Source organism: Pantoea sp. GbtcB22 (genome assembly GCF_019091025.1).
In the GTDB taxonomy this organism is placed as follows: domain Bacteria; phylum Pseudomonadota; class Gammaproteobacteria; order Enterobacterales; family Enterobacteriaceae; genus Pantoea; species Pantoea leporis.
On sequence record NZ_JAGXKB010000006.1, the window covers coordinates 119,266 to 138,743 of the forward strand.

The window sequence follows — 19,478 nt, forward strand, 5'->3', positions numbered from 1 at the left end:
TGTTGAATGAAAATACGCGATAACAAACCGCACATATCCGTAGCGGCGCGCTGGCACAATGCGCGATAAATCGCGCCGCTACGGACCGCAGAAACATGGGAAAAGCTAATCGCCGGGGAACATAAACGGATTCAGACTGCTGCGGGCGAATCCTTCCTGCTCCATGCGGGCATCCAGCACCAGCGAGGCTAAATCATCGGCCACCGGCTCCACGGCGGGATCCTTCTCCTGATACAACATCTTCAGGTAGGTACCGCAATCGCCGCAGCTCTCTGCTTTCACTGCCGCTTTTTCGCTGTCCAGCGACCAGTAATGCAGATCGCCGGTTTGTTCACAGTTGGAGCACTTGCTGCGCACCACATACCATTCGCTTTCACACAGATTGCAGTGCAGATAGCGCAGCCCTTGCTGGCCTACGCTCATGTGCACCACGCTGGTGACCGGCACGCTGGCGCATACCGGGCAGAACTGGCGATGCTCACCGTATTCGGCGCGCGCTTTGCCGGGAATTAATGCCGCCATCTGCGCCCAGTAAATCGACAACGCCGCCCAGATGAACGGCGATTTGTCGCTGCTCACCTGTGCGAAATCGCCTTCCAGCAGCGCATGTGCCAGATTTTCCAGTTCGGTAGTGGAGGATTTTTCCAGATTCTCCAGCACTGCCAGCGCCTGGCCGCTCATCTCTGGCTTCAGCTCGGCGATCAGCGAATGCAGCAAACGCTGCCAGTGCGCATCGCGCGGATAGGTGTGGATATCGAGCGGCGGTTTGCCCTGCTCGGCGCTCTGCGTCAGCCGCTGCTGCAGATCAAGCTGTAGCGGATGGTCATACAGCACGATCTCCTGCGCCTCGGCGATCACCGCGGCAAAGCGCAGGTAATCACCCAGCGGATTCTTCGCGGCCAGGTCGCGCAAACGTGCCGCACGGCGGCTATACAGATTTTTCAGCCGGGGGAAAAGTAACGGCGGAACTTGCTCCGCCGTGTGCTTTTCGCTTTTCTCCAGCTGGTCCTGCGGGATGATGCGAATACTCATCAGGGACGTTTTTCCTGTTGTGTTTGGCGTTGGCGCTGCTCGCGATACCAGCGTGGGTGATGTTTCTTCGCCCACGCGGCCGGAACCCAGCCCTCAACCATGGCGGTAATGGTGCCTTTTACCCACAAGGCGGCGTAAATGTGCACCATAATCACCACGATCAGCGCCACAGCTGAGACCGAATGCACCACTAGCGCGATGCGAATCAGCGGAATAGTGAAGGCACCGGCAAAGTACGGGCGCCAGATAACAATTCCGCTCACCAGCAGCAAGACTAAGCTGATGATAGCAGCCCAGAACACACACTTCTGCCCGAAGTTGTATTTGCCGGTATCGCCGACCTCTTCGTTTTGCACGATTTTGTGGATGTTTTTCGCCCAAACCAGGTCTTCGCGATTGATCAGATTATGTTTCCAATAGCGTAAGAACATGATGATAAAGGCGGCAAACATCACCGTGCCAACAAACGGATGCAGGATACGCGCCAACTGCGGCGTGCCGAGCACGTGCATCAGCCAGTTAAATGACGGGAAAAAGAAACCCAGTCCGCTCAGCGCGGCGAGCACAAAACAGAACGCCACAATCCAGTGATTGATGCGTTCCGGTGCGCTGTAGCGCACCAGACGATCGCGTTTTTTCATTATTCGCGCTCCTCTTTTTCGTGCAGGTTCTCGTCCTCATCCTCTTCCACGCGGTTTGGCCCTACGCCAACGTAGTGGAACACGGATGCAGCAAAGGTAGCGGCAAAACCGATCGCCGCCAGCGGTTTCCAGATCCCTTTCCAGAACGTTACCGCCGGGCTGATGCTCGGATTATCCGGCAAACCGTGATAGAGCTGCGGTTTGTTGGCGTGGTGCAGCACGTACATCACGTGCGTACCGCCGACGCCTTCCGGATCGTACAAGCCGGCGTTGGCATAGCCGCGCGTGTTGAGCTCGGCCACGCGTTCACCGGCCAGCGCCTGCATATCGCTTTTGCTGCCGAAGTGAATCGCGCCGGTCGGGCAGGTTTTCACGCACGCCGGTTCCTGACCGACATTGACACGATCGACGCACAGCGTGCATTTATACACGCGGTTGTCCTCTTTATTCAGACGCGGCACATCGAACGGACAGCCCGCAATGCAGTAGCCGCAGCCAATGCACTGTTCTGACTGAAAATCGACGATGCCGTTGGCGTACTGAATAATCGCGCCTTCAGATGGGCAGGCTTTCAGGCAGCCGGGATCGGCGCAGTGCATGCAGCCATCCTTGCGGATCAGCCACTCTAACTTGCCGTTCTCCTCCACTTCTGAGAAGCGCATCACCGTCCAGGATTTGGCGGTCAAATCGGCAGGATTGTCGTACACCCCAACGTTATGTCCCACTTCATCGCGGATATCGTTCCACTCCGAGCACGCCACCTGACACGCTTTGCAGCCGATGCAGGTGGTCACGTCGATCAGTTTCGCCACTTCCTGCTGATGGTTACGTGCCTGCGGGGCAGGCGTGAGTCCATTGGTGGCGGAGCGGCGGATAATGTCTTGAGATTGATAAGCCATATTCGTTCTCCTTACACCTTCTCGACGTTGACCAGGAACGCCTTAAATTCTGGCGTCTGCGTGTTGGCATCACCGACAAACGGCGTCAGGGTATTAGCGATAAAGCCTTTTTTCGCCACGCCCTGATAACCCCAGTGAATCGGAATGCCGATGGTATCGACGATTTTGCCGTCGACGTTGAGTGGACGGATGCGCTTAGTGACCACCGCTTTGGCTTTGATGTAGCCGCGATTGGAGCTCACTTTCACCGTGTCGCCCTGCGCGATGCCCAGCTTGTTGGCCAGCTTCTCGCCGATTTCAATAAACTGTTCCGGCTGCGCGATGGCATTGAGCCGCGCGTGTTTGGTCCAGTAATGGAAATGCTCGGTGAGACGATAAGTGGTGCCGACATACGGGAACTGCTCCGCCTGGCCCATCGATGCCAAATCGTCCTTGAACACGCGCGCCGCCGGGTTGGATACCACGTTCGGATGCAGCGGGTTGGTGCCGATTGGCGTTTCAAACGGCTCGTAGTGTTCCGGGAACGGACCTTCGGCCATTTTATCGAGCGCAAACAGGCGGCCCATGCCTTCCGGCTGCATAATGAACGGCCCGACATCGCTGCCGGGTGCGGCGGCGCTGTAGTCCGGCACATCCATGCCGCCCCATTTGCTGCCATCCCACTTCAGGATCTGACGTTTCGGATCCCACGGATTGCCTTGCGGATCAGCCGAGGCGCGGTTGTAGAGAATGCGGCGGTTGAGCGGCCACGCCCAGCTCCAGTTCAGCGTATTGCCCAAACCGGTGGGATCGGTGTTGTCGCGGCGCGCCATCTGGTTGCCGTCCGGCGTCCAGCTGCCGGCGAAAATCCAGCAACCGCTGCTGGTGCTGCCGTCATCTTTCAGATGGGCAAAGGTGCTGAGCTGTTGGCCTTTTTTCACCAGCAGCGTGCCTTTGTCATCGTATACATCCGCCAGCGCTTTGCCGTTGTTCTCCATAGCCACTTCTTCCGGCGCCGGATTTTCTGGCGTCAGGTAGTTCCAGCTCATGTTCAGCACTTGCTCAGGCAATGCGCCGCCCTCACTGGCGTACATTTTGCGTAGGCGTGAATAGATGCCGGAAAGAATCTCGCCGTCATTGAGCGCTTCGCCCGGTGCATCCTGACCTTTCCAGTGCCACTGCAGCCAGCGGCCGGAGTTAACGATTGAACCGTTCTCTTCGGCGAAGCAGGTGGAAGGCAAACGGAACACTTCGGTCTGAATTTTTGACGGATCAACATCGTTAAACTCGTCGTGATTCTCCCAGAAGGTGGCAGTTTCGGTGTTGAGCGGGTCGATGGTGACGAGGAACTTCAGCTTCGACAGTGAATCAATCACTTTGCGCTTGTTCGGGAACGACGCCACCGGGTTGAAGCCCTGGCACAGATAGCCGTTGACCTTGCCTTGCGACATCATCTCGAAGTACTGCAGCACGTCGTAACCTTTATCCCACTTCGGCAACCAGTCGAAGCCCCAGCTGTTTTCCGCCTGGGCTTTGTCGCCGAAGAAGGCTTTCATCTGGCTGACAAAGAATTTCGGGTAGTTGCTCCAGTAGTTTACCTGGCCCGGCAGCAGCGCTTTCGGCGTGTTGGCAGCAAGATAACTCTGCAGATCGGTGTGTTTTTCCGACGGCAAAGTCATGTAACCCGGCAAACTTTGCGACAGCAAACCGAGATCGGTCAGACCCTGAATATTCGAGTGACCGCGCAGCGCATTGATGCCGCCGCCAATCATGCCCATGTTGCCGAGCAGCAGCTGAATCATCGCCATGGTGCGGATGTTCTGCGCACCGACCGAGTGCTGCGTCCAGCCGAGCGCATACAGGAACGAGGTGGTGCGATCGCGCGCGCTGGTTTCGCCAATCAGTTCACACACGTGCAGGAAGTCCGCTTTTGGCGTGCCGCAGATGCGTTCAACAATTTCTGGCGTGTAACGGCTAACGTGCTGCTTCAGCAGGTTCCATACGCAGCGCGGATGCGTGAGCGTGGTGTCGCGTTTGGCGAAGCCGTCGGCGTCCAGCTCGTAGTTCCAGCTGGTTTTGTCGTATTTGCGATTCTCTTCGTCGTAGCCGCTGAACAGGCCATCTTCAAAATGATAATCCTCGCGCACGATCAGGCTGGCATTGGTGTACGCCTGCACATATTCATGCTGGATTTTGTCGTTTTGTATCAGCCACAGCAGTACGCCCGACAGGAAAGTGATGTCGGTGCCCGAACGAATCGGCGTATAGAAATCGGCTACCGATGCCGTACGCGTGAAGCGCGGATCGATAACAATCAGTTTGGCTTTGTTGTGAATCTTGGCTTCCATCGCCCAGCGGAATCCCACAGGATGCGCTTCAGCGGCGTTCCCGCCCATCACAACGATCAGATTGGCATTACGGATGTCGACCCAGTGATTGGTCATCGCACCGCGACCAAATGTTGGAGCAAGACTTGCTACCGTTGGTCCGTGTCAAACGCGTGCCTGGTTGTCGACCGCTAACATGCCGAGCGATCGGGTAAATTTCTGGGTTAAGTAGCCGGTTTCGTTGCTGGATGCGGAAGCACACAGCATGCCGGTGGAGAGCCAACGGTTTACCGTCACGCCCGCAGCGTTTTGCGCCACGAAGTTAGCGTCGCGGTCCGCTTTCATCAGCCTGGCGATGCGATCAAAGGCATCGTCCCAGCTAATGCGCTGCCATTTATCGGAGCCTGGCGCGCGGTATTCCGGGTATTGCAGGCGACTTTCACTGTGGATGAAGTCGAGCAGGCCTGCGCCTTTCGGGCACAATGCGCCGCGGCTCACCGGATGATCCGGATCCCCTTCAATGTGGAAAATGGTCTCTTTGGCGTTTTTCGCGCCGTCACCGAGGCTGTACATTAACAAGCCACAGCCAACTGAGCAGTAAGTGCAGGTGTTACGGGTTTCGCGTGCGCGCAGCAGTTTATACTGTCGCGTTTCCGCCAGCGCTACCTCTGGCGCAAAGCCAAGCAGCGCTGCCGTTGTCCCTGCCATACCGCCAGCACAGACCTTGAAGAATTTTCTTCGGCTGACGTTCATGGATTATCCTTTCAACATGAATGATTTTTTACTTTTGCAGAGCAGTGAATCGGGCGTCACAATAACCCGACGAATATTGCGGCAATAGCGACCTAATATTACCACTACTTTAGTAAGGTTGTTATGTGAGGCGAAAAAAGTGACAGAGAATGAGCAGGAAAGTCACATTAATGTGAATAAGATCTCAGGTGCGGTGCAGGCGCAGGTGCATCAGCGGCGTGATATCAGCCTTGCGGAAACAGACTGGCTGGCGCAGGAAGTACCGGTGGCGCTGGTCTATAACGGCATTTCGCACGTTGTGATGATGGCGACACCCAATGATTTGGAAGCTTTTGCGATAGGTTTCTCGCTCTCGGAAGGCATTATTGCGCGCCCGGATGAAATCTTCGGCATCGATGTGGTGCCGGGCTGTAACGGCATTGAAGTACAGATTGAACTCTCCAGCCGCCGCTTTATGGCGCTGAAAGAGCAGCGCCGCGCCATGGCTGGCCGCACCGGCTGCGGCGTGTGTGGCGTGGAGCAACTCGATCAAATCGGTAAGCCATTACAGCCGCTGCCGTTCAGCCAAACCTTTGATTTAGCCAATCTGGATAAAGGCCTGGCGCAGCTGCGCGATTATCAGCCGATCGGCAATCTCACCGGCTGCACGCACGCGGCGGCGTGGATGTCACCGCAAGGCGAATTGCAGGGCGGGTATGAAGATGTCGGTCGCCATGTGGCGCTGGATAAACTGCTGGGGAATCGCAGCCAGCAGCCGTGGCAGCAGGGCGCGGTGCTGGTTTCCAGTCGCGCCAGCTATGAGATGGTGCAGAAATCCGCCATGTGCGGCGTGGAGATTCTGTTCGCGGTGTCGGCTGCGACACAGCTCGCCGTTGAGGTGGCCGAACGCTGCAATCTCACGCTAGTCGGCTTTAGTAAACCGGGCCGCGCCACGGTTTACAGCCATCCGCAGCGGCTGCGTTAAACCACCTGCACCTGCGGCAGCGCCTGTTGCAGCGCCGTCAGCGCGCCGGGTTTTACCGCGCCGCTGTCGCAAATCAGCAGGTCGATTTCCGCAATCGCTGCATAAACGGTGCGGCTCATCACGCCGAGTTTGCTGTGATCCGCCAGTAAAATGGTTCGGTTTGCCTGCTGTACCATGGCGCGGGCAATCGCCGCTTCGTGGGGATGAAAACTGCTGGCACCGTTTTTCGCATCGATGCCGACCGGCGAAAGCAACGCGACATCGGCGCGATAACGATAAATTTCCCCAATCGTCATCTCCCCGCGCGTTTGCTGCGCGCCCGCCATCATCATGCCGCCAATTAAAATCACCTGATTATTCAGCGTCTCATGCTCTTCCGCTGCGCTCAGCGCCAGCGCGGCCTGCAGGCTGTTAGTGATGATGGTTAAACCCGACATGGTGCGCAGTTGTTCGGCCAGCATGGTGGTGGTGGTGCCGGCATCAAGGAACAGCGTTTGGCCAGACTGGAGATGTTGCGCGGCAGCAACCGCAATTGCGCGTTTCTCTTTCGCCTGCGCGTTACGGCGCACCTGCAGCGGCGGCTCTGGCTGACTATCGACGGCGACCAAACCGCCATGCACCCGCCGCGCCAATCCCTGCGCTTCCAGCTCAATAATGTCGCGCCGCGCGGTTTCGCGCGAGATGCCAAGCTCATTGATGATGCGTTCGGTGCTGAGCTGATGTTGCGTGGTCAGCAGCGCGCGAATGCGGTGTAAGCGGGTTTCCTGCAGCATGACTTTTCCCTGTGGCGTGTTCAACCTGGGCCTAAGCTTACCTGAGTGTCATTGCGCCGTCATGTGTATTTGGTTGTATTTGTGTATTTGGTTGCATTTGTCGCCAAAGCAGGCATGATATTGGCAAACGGCGATTTCGCATGCACCCCTTTCACCTTCGCAACGGGAGTTACCATGGCTACACGTTCTACCATCATGGATACCAACAGTTTTCGTGCTGAGCACGCCGACGGACTGGATGCGGCAACCCGCAAGCTAACCGACAAGCGCAGCAAAGTGTTGGGCGAGTCGTATCGCCTGTTTTACCGCAAGCCGGTGCACTTAGTGCGCGGCGAAGGGCAGTATGTGTGGGATGCCGCCGGTGATAAATATCTTGATGTGTACAACAACGTGGCGAGCATTGGTCACTGCCATCCGGCGGTGATTGAGGCGGTGAATCAGCAGATGAAGATGCTGAACACTCACACGCGCTATCTGCACGAACGCATTCTCGATTACACCGAAGAGCTGCTGGCGACCACGCCAGATGCCATCGATCGCGCCATGTACATGTGTACCGGTTCGGAAGCCAACGATTTGGCGATCCGCGTGGCGCGGGCTTTCAGCGGCGGCACCGGCATTATCGTGTCGCAGGAGGCGTATCACGGCACCAGCGATCTCACGTCAGGTGTGTCGCCCGCCCTCGGCAGCGGACAGCCGTTGGCGGCAACCACGCGTCTGGTTTCACCGCCGGATGCCTATCGCGTGAATGCGCCCGATCTCGGCGAGTGGTTTGCCAATGAAATCCAGCAGCAGATTGACGATATGAAAGCGCACGGCATTAAGTTTGCCGGCTTCCTCGCTGACTCGATCTTCTCATCCGATGGCGTATTGCCGAACCCGCGCGGTTTCCTGCAAAAAGCGGTCGATGTGGTGCATGCCAACGGCGGGATTTTCATTGCCGATGAAGTGCAGCCGGGCTTTGGTCGTACCGGCGATGCGTTCTGGGGCTTTGCGCGTCACGGCGTGGTGCCTGATGTGATCACCACCGGCAAGCCAATGGGCAACGGCATTCCGGTTTCAGGTTTGCTGGCGAAAAGCGATGTGCTAGCGGCATTCAGTGACGAGATTCCTTACTTCAACACCTTTGGCGGTAATCCGGTGGCGATGGCCGCCGCGCAAGCGGTGCTGACGGTAATTAAAGAAGAGGGCTTGCAGGAGCACAGCCGCGTGGTGGGCGCCAGGCTGTTGAGTGAACTGCAGAAACTGATGGATCGCCACGAGTCGATCGGCGACGTGCGCGGTGCGGGCCTGTTTATTGGTTTCGAACTGGTGCAGGATCGCGCCAGTAAAACGCCGGATAAAGCGCTGGCGCTGGATTTGATCGAGAAACTGCGCGAACACCGCGTGTTGACGTCAGTGGCGGGACCTTACGGCAACGTGCTGAAGTTGCGTCCGCCGTTGGCGTTCCAGGAAGCGGATATCGATTGGCTGGTGGGCGCGCTGGATAAATCGCTGAGTGAGCTGGGGCGTTAACAGATCATTGATTGTGCACATTTTGTCGCGGCGCGATTTATCGCGCAATAAATTGCGCCGCTACGATATGTGCAGGTTTACGCAGCTGCGGTTTCCTCGGCGAAAATGCTCTCCATCTTCTGCCACGCCTGCGCGACATCGTCATCCAGATTAAACAAACCTGACGTGCCCACAATAAACACATCCACGCCGGAAGCGGCGATTTGTTTAAAAGTGCGCGCATTGCATGAACCATCAATTTCGGTCAGATAGTGATAACCGTGCTCTTCGCGCATGGCGATTAACTGGCGAATCTTATTCAGCGTTTGCGGGATAAATGTCTGCCCGGCGAAACCCGGATCCACTGACATCACCGTGACTTTATCCAGCAGGTGCGCATATTCACGAATAGTTTCTGCCGGTGTGGCCGGATTTAACACCACGCCGCAGCGACGGCCTGCGTCTTTAATTTGCGTCAGCAGGCGGAAAATTTTGTTATTAGCGGTTTCCGGGTGGAAGCTAATAATATCTGCGCCGGCCTCAATGCACATTGGGATAATATCTTCCGGATGATTTACCATTAAATGCACATCAATTGGTACATCAGTAATTTTACGCAGGTTCTCAATAAAGAACGGCGACAGCGTAATATTCTTCACATAGCTGCCATCCATAATATCGACATGATAAAAGGCAGCGGTGCTATTCATCGCTTCAACCTGCTCGCGAAAACGCGTGAGATCCATGCACATTAAGGAGGGGGAGAATTTGGCTTGCATAACTTATTTCCTCATTACAACAACAGCGCCCGCAGGCGCTGTTGATGACATCAATGGAAGAACGAAATAATGTGGCCGAGCACAATACCAACAATGCCGAAGTCGGCATCACCGAAGGTGGTGGAAGCGAAGCCGAGGTCGCCCATCAGCGGCAGCAGAATCGCTGGCAGGAAGGAGATCAGCAAGCCTTGCACAAAGGCGCCGATCACTGCGCCGCGACGTCCGCCAGTGATATTGCCGTAGACGCCGGCGGTCGCACCGCAGAAGAAATGCGGTACCAGACCCGGAACAATAACGCTTAGACCAAACAGCGGACACAGGAACATGCTGATCAAGCCGGCGGAGAAGCTCGACAGGAAGCCGATGATTACCGCGTTCGGCGCGAACGGGAACACGGTTGGGCAATCCAGCGCCGGTTTGGCGTTGGGTACCAGCTTATCGGCGATACCTTTAAAGGCCGGCACGATTTCGGCAATCACCATGCGCACACCGGCGAGGATGATATAGACGCCCGCAGCAAAGGTGATCGACTGAATGATGGCGAACACAATGTAGTTTTGGCCGCCACTGATGCTTTCGGTGAATTCTTTACCGGCAACCAGAACCAGCGCGATAAACAGAATCATCATGGTCAGCGAAATCGCTACCGATGAGTCGCGCAGGAAGTTGAGGGTTTTCGGCACCTTCAGCTCTTCAATCGACGGGCTGCCTTTACCGACCATTTTGCCGACTAACGCGGAGAGCAGATAGCCGGTTGAGCCAAAGTGGCCGAGCGCCAGATCGTCCGAGTTGGTGATTTTGCGGGTGAACGGCTGCAGAATCGCCGGGCAAACCACCATCATGGTGCCGAGAATCAACGAACCAATCAGCACCAGCCAGAAGCCGTGAATGCCGCCTACCGACAGAATTACCGCCAGCATCGCCGACATATACAGCGTGTGGTGACCGGTCAGGAAGATGTATTTCAACGGGGTAATGCGCGCCAGCAAAATGTTCACCAGCATACCAAACACCATGATCATGGCGGTTTCGGTGCCGTAACTTTTCTGCGCCAGCGCGGCCATTGCATCCGTATTTGGCACTACGCCCTGAATATTAAAAGAGTGCTCAAACAGCTGGCTGAAGATGGTCAATGTGGCCGCAATTAAATTGGCCCCGGCGATGAGAATAACAAAACCCATGATGGTTTTAAGCGTACCGGAAATAACATCAGAAACCGGTTTCTTTTGCAGTAATAAACCAAACAGGGAAAAAAGGCCGACAAGTATAGCGGGTGTTCCAAGAACATCCTTAATTATAAACTGCAGCATAACTTACTCCATAGTGAGTAAAGTTTTTCGGGATAAACTGTTATTAGATATTTTCAGCCAGAATTTCTTTAATCTTTGCATTATCCAGCAGGTTTGTCAGACCAACGACTTTCGCGCTGTGCCCGGCTAATTGGTCGGCAATATCTTTTGCGGCAATGATTAAATCAGCCTGTTCAGATTTCGCAGAGGTTAAATCGGTGTGGCCCACTTCCGCCTCTTTGCCTAATTCCGCCACAATCTTCTTCACGTTCATTTCAACAATAAAGCTGCTACCTAAACCATTTCCACACACAATCAGGACTTTTTTCATCATAGGGTTCTCTGGTTATTTATTTTCAATGACAGCTTCAATCGCTGACAGGGTAGAAGCCGACAGCAACTGCTGCAGGCGGGATTCGTCGCTGAACACGTCCGCTAAGGCGGTGATCATCTGAATGTGATCGTCACCAGATACCGCGCACAGCATGATGACCACATAAACCGGATCGTTTTCATCGGCCTGAAAATTCACGCCATTTTTCACATGCAGCAACGACAGGCCGTTTTTGCGCGCGCCTTGTTCCGGGCGGGCGTGCGGCATCGCCAGGCCCGGCGCCAGCACGTAGTAAGGACCGAGTTCGGCATGCGAAGTGAAGATGGCATCGAGATAAGCCGGGCTGATCGCCCCAGCGGCCAGCAGCGGTTCGGCAGATAATCGCACTGCTTCCTGCCAGTCGCTAACCTGCTCGACTACCCGAATATGTTGCGGCGTTAGCCATTGAGTGAGCATCAGTCATTCCTGTTTATTCGTCGATGGAGTGCAATGTAGGTTATTTTCTCAGCGGTTTTCTGTGATGATTGTCGCAAAAGTTAGCGCTAACACCGTTATTGTTAAAAAACGTGTTATCGCTAACATTTCCTTGCTGTGCGTTTGTCTTGGTTGCAAGCACCTGACATGCTCAATCATTCTGAAAAGATCGCGGGGTGAGGCATGCCCGAAACTGTGGTTTTTCACATGGCGCGTTAACAGATTTGGTTTTAAGCTGCGTCCTGGCAAAAAAGTAGCGAGTAATGCAGGAGATCGCATGACAGAAAAAAAACGGCGCGGTACCGGTAAAAGCACTTTAGCCGATGTTGCCCGTTTGGTGGGCGTAAGCACCATGACAGCGTCGCGCGCGCTACGCATGCCGGAGAAAGTGTCGCCTGAAATTCGCGCCAAAATCGATGCGGCAGTGATTGAGCTCTCCTATGTGCCGAATGTGCAGGCGAGCAATCTGGCATCGGCCACATCACGCCTGATTACCATGGTGGTGCCATCGTTTGCCACGCCGGGCAGTGCGATTGTGTCCGAAGCGCTACAGGAAGTGCTGCGGCCGCAGGGCTACAACATGATGCTGGCGGAAGCCAACCATTCGGCGGCAGAAGAGAGCGAGCTGATCGAAATGTTGCTCTCCTATAATCCGGCGGCGATGGTGCATTTCAATTTCGATAACGCCGCCGAAGCGCATCGTCTGCTGAGCAATTCCGGGCTGCCGGTCATGGATATTGGCGGCGTGCATCAGGATTCGGCGGGGATCAGCATTGGTGTCGATTACGCCAAAGCGATTCGCAAACTGGTGCAAAGTCTGGTCGAGCGCGGCTATCGCAATCTCGGTTTGCTGTGCACGCAGAGTAATAACACCATCTTCCGCCAGCTGCTGAATGGCTGGCACAGCGGCATGCTGGCGATGAATCAGGCGCCGCATCGCGTGGTGACCTCGCCGAAAATGCCGACCTTTGCCGCCGGGCACAGCTTGCTGGCGGAAATTCGCCTGACCTGGCCGGAGCTGGATGTGCTGATTTGCACCAGCGACGAAGTGGCCTGCGGCGCTATTATGGCGTGCCATGCGGCGGGGATTGCGATTCCTAGCCAGTTGGCGATTGCCAGCATCGGCGGCGGTCCGCTAGCGGCCGTATGTTCGCCGCCGCTCACCAGCATTGTGCTGCCGTATGAAGAGATGGGGCGCATGGCGGGTAAACGTCTGCTGGCGGCGCTCAAAGGTGATGAGCCGCCAGCCATCAATGAACTGCCGGTGCAGCTAAAACTGCGCGCCAGCAGCCACAAGGTGTAGCCGTGCGTGCGCACCTTTTCCCAGATTCATCAAATCCTTATCAATTCTAAGGCATTGATAACCCTTTTACGGATCATGTTTTTAACTATAATGATCCGACTGCTTACGCGGCACGCCCAGTGAGGTGGTGCTGCAAAACACTAAAATGGAGAGGAAGAACATGAGTTATTCACTGCCATCCCTGCCGTATGCGTACGACGCACTGGAACCGCACTTCGACAAGCAGACGATGGAAATCCATCACACTAAACACCACCAGACCTACGTTAACAACGCTAACGCTGCGCTGGAAGGTACCGAATTCGCTGACCTGCCGGTAGAAGAGCTGATCACCAAACTGGATCAGCTGCCAGCAGACAAAAAAGGTCCACTGCGTAACAACGCAGGCGGCCACGCTAACCACAGCTTCTTCTGGAAAGGTCTGAAGCTGGGCACCTCGCTGCAGGGCGACCTGAAAGCCGCCATCGAAAAAGATTTCGTTAGCGTTGAAGCTTTCCAGGCTGAGTTTGAGAAAGCCGCGACTACTCGCTTCGGTTCAGGCTGGGCGTGGCTGGTGAAAAAAGGCGACAAACTGGCTGTGGTTTCAACCGCAAACCAGGATAGCCCGCTGATGGGTGAAGCCGTTGCTGGCGTTTCAGGCACGCCGATCATCGGTCTGGACGTGTGGGAACACGCTTACTACCTGAAGTATCAGAACAAACGTCCTGATTACATCAAAGCATTCTGGAACGTAGTGAACTGGGACGAAGCTGCAGCGCGTTTCGCTGCTGCGAAGTAAGTTCAGGCGATAGCCGCAACGCACTAAACCGGTGATCTCTTCACCGGTTTTTTTTCGCCTTTATAAACCCTTGCTAAACGACCTGAATATTCCCGCACACGACTATTCCGCTGCGAAAGCTATTAACCTGCCGTTGATAATTTGGGGCATATAGTGGCGATAATTTGTCTCGCCAAGCCTAAATAATCATGTCTACTATCACAACTTCTGTGACGAATAATGATTCGTCAGCACCGCTATTTTTGCCGTTAATAAGCGGAAAGTTCAGGCCAAATAAATTATGGAATAGCGGAAGATTTCGCGCGAAATTTGCCTTAAGATCGCTGGTGTTTCCTGTAACTACCTTTAATTACCTGCACCAGTTGGCGCAATTATCTGCGTTACCACAGCTGTTGACCATGCAGGGTTTGCTGCCGGCGAAGCCACATCGTCCTTATCTGCGTGCGGGATTCAGCGTGGCGCAGCGCGCACAGGCGATCATCGATCACTATACGTTGATGGATCAGTTAGATAATGCGGCGCTGCGTCAGCTGTTGCAGAGTCCGGGTGATAATTTACTGGCCAGCCTGAGCGGCAAAAATGATGAGACGTATGTGATTCACTGCTGTCCGGGCCGCTTTGACCGTGAAGGTGAAATTACTTTGGAATTGCGCTATGAAACGCAGTTAATTGCGTCGCTCTCTTTCTCAATTATTCGCGAACAGCAGAAGCGCACGTTATTAATTGGTGGATTGCAGGGGCCGCGTAAGCATATTTCCAACGATGTGATTCGCGATGCCACCAAAGCGGCGCACGGCGTATTCCCAAAACGCCTGCTGATGGAAGTAGTATTTAATCTGGCGGAACAGTGTGGCGTTGAGGCGATCACCGCCGTTGGCGATACCACGCACGTGTTTCGCAGCCTGCGCTACCGTCACAGTAAAGGTGATAAGTTCTTTGCCAGCTACAGCGAGTTTTGGTTGTCGTTGGGTGGCGTGGCGCGTGGCGATGAGCTATTTACGTTGCCGTTACGCGCGGAGCGTAAAGATTTGGAAGAGATTGCCAGCAAGAAGCGCGCCGAGTATCGCCGTCGTTATGCCTTGCTGGACAGTCTGAATGAACAAGTTCATCAGGCGGCGGGCATCCTACGCGACGTTTCACACGCCGCGTAAGTCAAGATTAGAACGGCTGCTTCGCGTAGCCGGTCATCACTTTCAGTCCCATCTCACGTCCGAGCGCGGTCATTGGGTGTACCACCACCAGGCCGCGCACGCTTTTCTTGAATGCGCCCATGTTGGCTTGTTCTTTTTTGGTGATTTCGCGGCTAAAGCCCAGCTTCTGCAGCTGTTGCGCTTCTTTGCTCAGCTTCTCGGTGCGCACACCGCGCAGGCGCTCAATTTCCAGCTCCAGCTTCTCTTTTTCACGCAGCAGTTCACCGAGCTTTTCGGCATCGCCAGAGGCTAACAGCGGGGCTTCTTTGCGGTTGAGCGCATCGAGCTGATCGCTCAGAAGTTTGATCTCGGCTTTTTCTTGTTCTTTCATTGGGGGAAAACTCGTTAAGGAAAACAGGCAAAGGATACATCAAATTCAGGCAACTTTGCAGCGCATGACTTCGCGCGATAAATCGCGCCGCGACAATGCGTGCTGATTTAAGACGTAGATGCCTCACGCGCACTTATCCGCAGCGGCACGCTTCATCGTGCTTGTTCATACAAAAACTACAGCGCCGGCTTTTTAAACACCTGCTTATGCGAAATCCGTGAAATCAGCTCGGTGAGCGACAGCACCATGGTTGAACGCACCATCTGCAGATAGCGCTGTTGCTGCATGGAGCGCAGTTGGTCGTCGTCGCGGTTGAAGTCTGGCTGCGGTGGCCAGGCGGCCACGCAGTGCAGTTCGCCAAACGGGCCGAGGATCTCATCATCGGTAAAACGATAATCGCTGATGTCGTGATTCAGCTCCTCACGCAGCGCCAGCAGCAGTTCACAATCTTCGTACTCATGCCGGTTGATCACGCCCAGGCCGTAAATCAGCTTGAGGCGAACCGAGAGTTCGCCCAGCGGACCATCACCCAGCAGCAGCGGTTCTACCGCGTATTTAACCGCGTAATCGTCCTTGCGAAACACTTGCAGCACCAGCAGGTTAACCGCTTCGGTCAGCAGCTCAACGGCGGCGATCAGGAAGCTTCTCACCGAACGACCGGCGTTCAGGCGCTCAAGCACCCGGTTTTCAAAAGCCTGCTTCTCTTCCATCATTGCCTGCATCGTTCAGCTACCGCCAGCGGGCACGCAAGCGCGCCCGAGTTAACCACTTAAGGGCGCGCATTATGCCATAGCGTTGTAAGCGCTCACCACTGAGGTGACCACTTCGCTGTTGGCATCCAGGCCAGAAATTTCCGCCAGCGTGGCTTGCGGGCCTTTTTCTGCCAGCAGCGCGACCAGTTCCTGTGCCTGCGGATCGGCTTCGCTGCGATAGTGCATCGCGGCGGCAATGCCCTGAACCAGATTATCGTGCGGCAGCTGATACTCCAGCGTGCCCAGCGTTGGCTTGATCAGGCGATCGCCCGCGCTGAGTTTACGCAGTGGCTGACGACCGACGCGCTCAACGTCATCTTTCAGGTACGGATTTTCGAAGCGGGTGAGGATTTTCTGGATATAGGCAGCATGTTTATCGGCTTCAAAACCATAACGCTTGATCAGCACGGCGCCGCTCTCCTGCATCGCGCCTTGCACTACCGCACGCACGTTCTCATCGAGAATCGCGTCACGAATGGTAGCGTGACCAGCCAGCTGGCCGAGATACGCGGTGATGGCGTGACCGGTGTTAAGGGTGAACAGCTTGCGCTCAACGAATGCCATCAGGTTGTCGGTCAATTCCATGCCAGGAATGTTCGGCAATTCCCCTTTGAACTGGGTTTTATCAACAATCCACTCGCTGAAGGTTTCAACTGTCACTTCCAGCGGATCGGTGGTGCCCGCTTCGGACGGCGGCACGATGCGGTCTACCGCGGAATCCACGAAGCCAACATGCGTTTCAACCCATGCGTGATACTGCTCTGGCAGCGCTTTTAGCACGTGCTGTTTCAGCTGGCTGGTACCGCGCACCATGTTTTCACAGGCGATGATGTTGAGTGGACGCACATTACCGCTGTCGCTGCGTTTGGCCAGACCTTTCGCGACGCCACCGGCGATGCGCTCCAGAATCTGCGGACCAACCGCCGTGGTCACGATATCAACCTCAGCAATCAGCGTAACGATGTCATCGCTGGTGCTGTTAACGGCGCTCACGCCTGTTACGATTTCGACTTTTGCCTGTTCGCCAACCACATGAACCGGATACTCATGACGGGCGTTAAGGGCATCAAGTACCACCTGATTGACGTCAGCAAACACCAGCTCGATGACGGCATCTGCCAGTAACTTACCGATAAAACCGCGACCGATGTTACCTGCTCCAAAATGTAACGCTTTCATAAATTTGACCCATATCAAATGACGAAAGGGCGGGCAAGTCCGCCCCGGAAATGTGGGACGGGCTTACCCGCCCCAGGGAAGGTAAAACGGGGTATTACGCTTTGACGGTGCTGCCCGAGAGCAGATCCAACACGTCCTGCACGCTGGTGGTATTGGCCAGCTTCTCAATCACGCTGTCATCATCCAGCGCGTTGGTCAGGCTGGTAATCACCTGAATGTGCTCGTTATTGCGAGCGGCGATACCAATCACCAAACGCGCCACGTCTTCTGGCTCATCACCAAACTGTACGCCCGCCGGATACTGACAGAACACCACGCCGGTTTTCAGCACGCGGTCTTTCGCTTCTACAGTACCGTGTGGCACAGCAATGGATTCACCGAGGTAAGTTGGCGTCAGCTTTTCGCGTTCCAGCATCGCTTCAACATATTCCGGCTGCACGTAGCCGCCTTTCACCAGCTGCTCACCCGCAAAGCGAATCGCCTGCTCTTTATGGGTGGCACTCAGACCAAGGAACACGTTGTCTGCACCCAGTTTGAATAGGTGCGCATTGCCTTCGTCGTAGCTGTCAGCCAGCGTGGTCTGCACGGTTTCACGACGCGCTTCGCTGCGGTTAGCGGCCACCAGACGTTCGGTCAGGTTGCTGTACAGCGCGCTATCGAGGAAGTTGTTCAGCGAAATGTGCTGCGCCTGCGGCGCCTGACGCATTGCACGTTCGGTCAGATCGCGGTGGGTAATCACCAGATCAACGTCGCCCGGCAGCGAGTTAATCGCCGTGTTGGTGACAGAGATATTGCTCAGACCTGCGTCCTGCACTTTCTTACGCAGCACGCCTGCACCCATCGCACTTGAACCCATACCGGCGTCACAGGCTACGATGATTTTACGCACGTGGTTCAGGTCAACGCTCATCGCATCGCCAGCGACTGGCGAACCGGCAACAGCCTGACCTTTTGACTGCGCTTTCATATCCTGCATGCGCTGTGTCGCCGCTTCGATATCTTCATCTTCTTTCACTTTGCTGGTTTTCAGCAGGATAGCTGAGACCACAAAGGAGACGGCAAACGCAGCGATAATGGCAGCGATATTCGCGAAGTAAGCGCCTTTTGGCGTCATCGCCAGCACCGCCAGGATAGAACCTGGAGAAGCCGGAGAGACCAGGCCGCCGTTCAGCAGTGTCAGGGTGAATACGCCAGTCATACCGCCGAGAATAACCGCCAGCAACAGACGCGGCGCCATCAGCACGTATGGGAAGTAAATTTCGTGGATACCACCAAGGAAGTGGATGATCGCTGCACCGCCTGCAGATTGTTTGGCGCTACCGCGGCCAAATACCATGTAGGCAACCAGCACGCCCATACCCGGACCAGGGTTGGCTTCAATCAGGAAGAAGATTGATTTGCCCGCCTCGCTCGCCTGCTGGATACCCAGCGGAGAGAAGATACCGTGGTTAATGGCGTTATTGAGGAACAGGATTTTCGCCGGTTCAACAAAGATTGAGGTCAGCGGCAGCAGGTTGTTCTGCACCATCAGATTCACGCCCGCGGCGAGAATGTGAGACAGGCCTTCAACCAGTGGACCGATAGCGACAAACGCCAGCAGCGCCAGCAGCATACCGATGATACCGGCCGAGAAGTTGTTAACCAGCATCTCGAAGCCGCTTTTGATCTTGCCATCAACAACGCGGTCAAAGGATTTGATCGCCCAGCCGCCCAGCGGACCGGCAATCATGGAGCCGAGGAACATCGGCATATCGGCACCGACGATCACGCCCATGGTGGTGATCGCACCGACCACGCCACCGCGATCGCCGCCAACCAGACGTCCACCGGTGAAACCAATCAGCAGCGGCAGCAGGTAGGTGATCATTGGGCCGACGAGTTTCGCCAGCGTTTCGTTTGGAATCCATCCGGTTGGGATGAACAGCGCAGTGATGATACCCCATGCGATAAACGCACCGATGTTAGGCATCACCATATTACTCAGAAAGCGACCAAAGCTCTGAACCTTGACCTTTACTGATGAGGACATAAACCCACCCCTTATTGAGACGCGCTGCAATAAGAGAGCGCGTTTGTTTTTGTTTGAACGTTACGGCGGGGGCCGTGGCATTACTGTATGCACGCGGACTCTAGCACTAGTTTATTACGCTGCGTAGAGCTGCACCTAAGTGTGATGCAGATCACGCTAAGCTGGGGTGATTGGGGGG

At 55.3% G+C, this 19,478-nt stretch carries 18 protein-coding genes; 5 read left to right on the plus strand and 13 right to left on the minus strand.

The window, feature by feature from the left end; translation table 11 throughout:
• Positions 1-105: 105 nt before the first annotated feature.
• The 4 genes from fdhE to fdnG are packed head-to-tail and all read right to left on the minus strand — an operon-like array spanning position 106 to position 5,631.
• A complete protein-coding gene (gene fdhE / locus KVT28_RS18280; RefSeq protein ID WP_101763838.1) occupies positions 106-1,032 on the minus strand; it encodes a formate dehydrogenase accessory protein FdhE in 927 nt (308 codons plus the stop codon).
• Entirely contained in the window at positions 1,032-1,673 is a 642-nt protein-coding gene (gene fdoI / locus KVT28_RS18285) for a formate dehydrogenase cytochrome b556 subunit (RefSeq protein WP_101763837.1), read from the minus strand. Before fdoI ends, fdhE begins: the two co-directional genes overlap by 1 nt.
• Positions 1,673-2,572, minus strand: a complete 900-nt coding sequence (gene fdxH, locus KVT28_RS18290) for a formate dehydrogenase subunit beta (RefSeq protein WP_101763836.1) — start codon at positions 2,570-2,572, stop codon at positions 1,673-1,675. The genes fdoI and fdxH overlap by 1 nt, the downstream gene beginning before the upstream one ends.
• 11 nt (positions 2,573-2,583) lie before the next feature.
• Entirely contained in the window at positions 2,584-5,631 is a 3,048-nt protein-coding gene (gene fdnG, locus KVT28_RS18295) for a formate dehydrogenase-N subunit alpha (protein ID WP_146001307.1), read from the minus strand.
• Between the two features lie 139 nt (positions 5,632-5,770).
• Here fdnG and fdhD point away from each other — a divergent pair, with 139 nt between their 5' ends.
• Positions 5,771-6,595: a formate dehydrogenase accessory sulfurtransferase FdhD gene (gene fdhD, locus KVT28_RS18300; RefSeq protein ID WP_217549579.1), complete on the plus strand. Its 825-nt coding sequence runs from the start codon at positions 5,771-5,773 to the stop codon at positions 6,593-6,595.
• Here the strand turns inward: fdhD and KVT28_RS18305 are convergent.
• A complete protein-coding gene (locus KVT28_RS18305) occupies positions 6,592-7,368 on the minus strand; it encodes a DeoR/GlpR family DNA-binding transcription regulator (protein ID WP_217549581.1) in 777 nt (258 codons plus the stop codon). The genes fdhD and KVT28_RS18305 overlap by 4 nt on opposite strands.
• A 174-nt stretch (positions 7,369-7,542) precedes the next feature.
• Here KVT28_RS18305 and KVT28_RS18310 point away from each other — a divergent pair, with 174 nt between their 5' ends.
• Positions 7,543-8,883: an aspartate aminotransferase family protein gene (locus KVT28_RS18310; protein WP_110867874.1), complete on the plus strand. Its 1,341-nt coding sequence runs from the start codon at positions 7,543-7,545 to the stop codon at positions 8,881-8,883.
• Positions 8,884-8,960: 77 nt separating this feature from the next.
• On the opposite strand, the gene alsE is transcribed toward KVT28_RS18310, so the two are convergent.
• Genes alsE through KVT28_RS18330 form a run of 4 tightly spaced genes read right to left on the minus strand, consistent with a single transcriptional unit; the run spans position 8,961 to position 11,720 of the window.
• On the minus strand, positions 8,961-9,641 hold the full coding sequence (gene alsE / locus KVT28_RS18315; protein ID WP_192236849.1) for a D-allulose 6-phosphate 3-epimerase: 681 nt from the start codon (positions 9,639-9,641) through the stop codon (positions 8,961-8,963).
• Positions 9,642-9,691: 50 nt separating this feature from the next.
• Positions 9,692-10,951, minus strand: coding sequence for a PTS ascorbate transporter subunit IIC (locus KVT28_RS18320; protein WP_110867875.1), 1,260 nt, complete (start codon positions 10,949-10,951; stop codon positions 9,692-9,694).
• A 43-nt stretch (positions 10,952-10,994) separates the two neighbouring features.
• Complete coding sequence (locus KVT28_RS18325; protein WP_101763934.1) at positions 10,995-11,261, minus strand: PTS sugar transporter subunit IIB; 267 nt, start codon at positions 11,259-11,261, stop codon at positions 10,995-10,997.
• Positions 11,262-11,276: 15 nt separating this feature from the next.
• The gene (locus KVT28_RS18330) at positions 11,277-11,720 is read right to left on the minus strand and encodes a PTS sugar transporter subunit IIA (protein WP_137384868.1); all 444 of its coding nucleotides are present in this window, start codon (positions 11,718-11,720) and stop codon (positions 11,277-11,279) included.
• A 295-nt stretch (positions 11,721-12,015) separates the two neighbouring features.
• Here KVT28_RS18330 and KVT28_RS18335 point away from each other — a divergent pair, with 295 nt between their 5' ends.
• The 3 genes from KVT28_RS18335 (at position 12,016) to KVT28_RS18345 (ending at position 14,970) form a co-directional block, all read left to right on the plus strand.
• Positions 12,016-13,041, plus strand: a complete 1,026-nt coding sequence (locus KVT28_RS18335) for a LacI family DNA-binding transcriptional regulator (RefSeq protein ID WP_217549583.1) — start codon at positions 12,016-12,018, stop codon at positions 13,039-13,041.
• 160 nt (positions 13,042-13,201) lie between these two features.
• Entirely contained in the window at positions 13,202-13,819 is a 618-nt protein-coding gene (gene sodA, locus KVT28_RS18340; RefSeq protein ID WP_217549585.1) for a superoxide dismutase [Mn], read from the plus strand.
• Positions 13,820-14,007: 188 nt separating this feature from the next.
• A complete protein-coding gene (locus tag KVT28_RS18345; RefSeq protein WP_101763825.1) occupies positions 14,008-14,970 on the plus strand; it encodes a VirK/YbjX family protein in 963 nt (320 codons plus the stop codon).
• Positions 14,971-14,977: 7 nt separating this feature from the next.
• Here the strand turns inward: KVT28_RS18345 and KVT28_RS18350 are convergent, their stop codons facing one another.
• The 4 genes from KVT28_RS18350 to KVT28_RS18365 all read right to left on the minus strand — a co-directional run bounded on the left by KVT28_RS18350 (position 14,978) and on the right by KVT28_RS18365 (position 19,300).
• Positions 14,978-15,340 carry a YibL family ribosome-associated protein gene (locus KVT28_RS18350; RefSeq protein WP_007893377.1) on the minus strand — a complete coding sequence of 121 codons (363 nt, stop codon included), beginning with the start codon at positions 15,338-15,340 and terminating at the stop codon, positions 14,978-14,980.
• Positions 15,341-15,516: 176 nt separating this feature from the next.
• Positions 15,517-16,062 carry a mannitol operon repressor MtlR gene (mtlR, locus tag KVT28_RS18355; RefSeq protein WP_192236852.1) on the minus strand — a complete coding sequence of 182 codons (546 nt, stop codon included), beginning with the start codon at positions 16,060-16,062 and terminating at the stop codon, positions 15,517-15,519.
• 60 nt (positions 16,063-16,122) lie between these two features.
• Complete coding sequence (gene mtlD / locus KVT28_RS18360) at positions 16,123-17,271, minus strand: mannitol-1-phosphate 5-dehydrogenase (protein ID WP_217549587.1); 1,149 nt, start codon at positions 17,269-17,271, stop codon at positions 16,123-16,125.
• Between the two features lie 94 nt (positions 17,272-17,365).
• Positions 17,366-19,300 carry a PTS mannitol transporter subunit IICBA gene (locus KVT28_RS18365; RefSeq protein WP_217549589.1) on the minus strand — a complete coding sequence of 645 codons (1,935 nt, stop codon included), beginning with the start codon at positions 19,298-19,300 and terminating at the stop codon, positions 17,366-17,368.
• Between the last annotated feature and the right edge of the window lie 178 nt (positions 19,301-19,478).

What these genes read in the sequence shown, in the direction of transcription:
- fdhE (WP_101763838.1), bottom strand. Translation starts at nt 1,032, where the DNA reads ATGAGTATTCGCATCATCCCGCAGGACCAGCTGGAGAAAAGCGAAAAG.
- fdoI (WP_101763837.1), bottom strand. Translation starts at nt 1,673, where the DNA reads ATGAAAAAACGCGATCGTCTGGTGCGCTACAGCGCACCGGAACGCATC.
- fdxH (WP_101763836.1), bottom strand. Translation starts at nt 2,572, where the DNA reads ATGGCTTATCAATCTCAAGACATTATCCGCCGCTCCGCCACCAATGGA.
- KVT28_RS18305 (WP_217549581.1), bottom strand. Translation starts at nt 7,368, where the DNA reads ATGCTGCAGGAAACCCGCTTACACCGCATTCGCGCGCTGCTGACCACG.
- KVT28_RS18310 (WP_110867874.1), top strand. Translation starts at nt 7,543, where the DNA reads ATGGCTACACGTTCTACCATCATGGATACCAACAGTTTTCGTGCTGAG.
- alsE (WP_192236849.1), bottom strand. Translation starts at nt 9,641, where the DNA reads ATGCAAGCCAAATTCTCCCCCTCCTTAATGTGCATGGATCTCACGCGT.
- KVT28_RS18320 (WP_110867875.1), bottom strand. Translation starts at nt 10,951, where the DNA reads ATGCTGCAGTTTATAATTAAGGATGTTCTTGGAACACCCGCTATACTT.
- KVT28_RS18325 (WP_101763934.1), bottom strand. Translation starts at nt 11,261, where the DNA reads ATGAAAAAAGTCCTGATTGTGTGTGGAAATGGTTTAGGTAGCAGCTTT.
- KVT28_RS18330 (WP_137384868.1), bottom strand. Translation starts at nt 11,720, where the DNA reads ATGCTCACTCAATGGCTAACGCCGCAACATATTCGGGTAGTCGAGCAG.
- KVT28_RS18335 (WP_217549583.1), top strand. Translation starts at nt 12,016, where the DNA reads ATGACAGAAAAAAAACGGCGCGGTACCGGTAAAAGCACTTTAGCCGAT.
- sodA (WP_217549585.1), top strand. Translation starts at nt 13,202, where the DNA reads ATGAGTTATTCACTGCCATCCCTGCCGTATGCGTACGACGCACTGGAA.
- KVT28_RS18345 (WP_101763825.1), top strand. Translation starts at nt 14,008, where the DNA reads ATGTCTACTATCACAACTTCTGTGACGAATAATGATTCGTCAGCACCG.
- KVT28_RS18350 (WP_007893377.1), bottom strand. Translation starts at nt 15,340, where the DNA reads ATGAAAGAACAAGAAAAAGCCGAGATCAAACTTCTGAGCGATCAGCTC.
- mtlR (WP_192236852.1), bottom strand. Translation starts at nt 16,062, where the DNA reads ATGCAGGCAATGATGGAAGAGAAGCAGGCTTTTGAAAACCGGGTGCTT.
- mtlD (WP_217549587.1), bottom strand. Translation starts at nt 17,271, where the DNA reads ATGAAAGCGTTACATTTTGGAGCAGGTAACATCGGTCGCGGTTTTATC.
- KVT28_RS18365 (WP_217549589.1), bottom strand. Translation starts at nt 19,300, where the DNA reads ATGTCCTCATCAGTAAAGGTCAAGGTTCAGAGCTTTGGTCGCTTTCTG.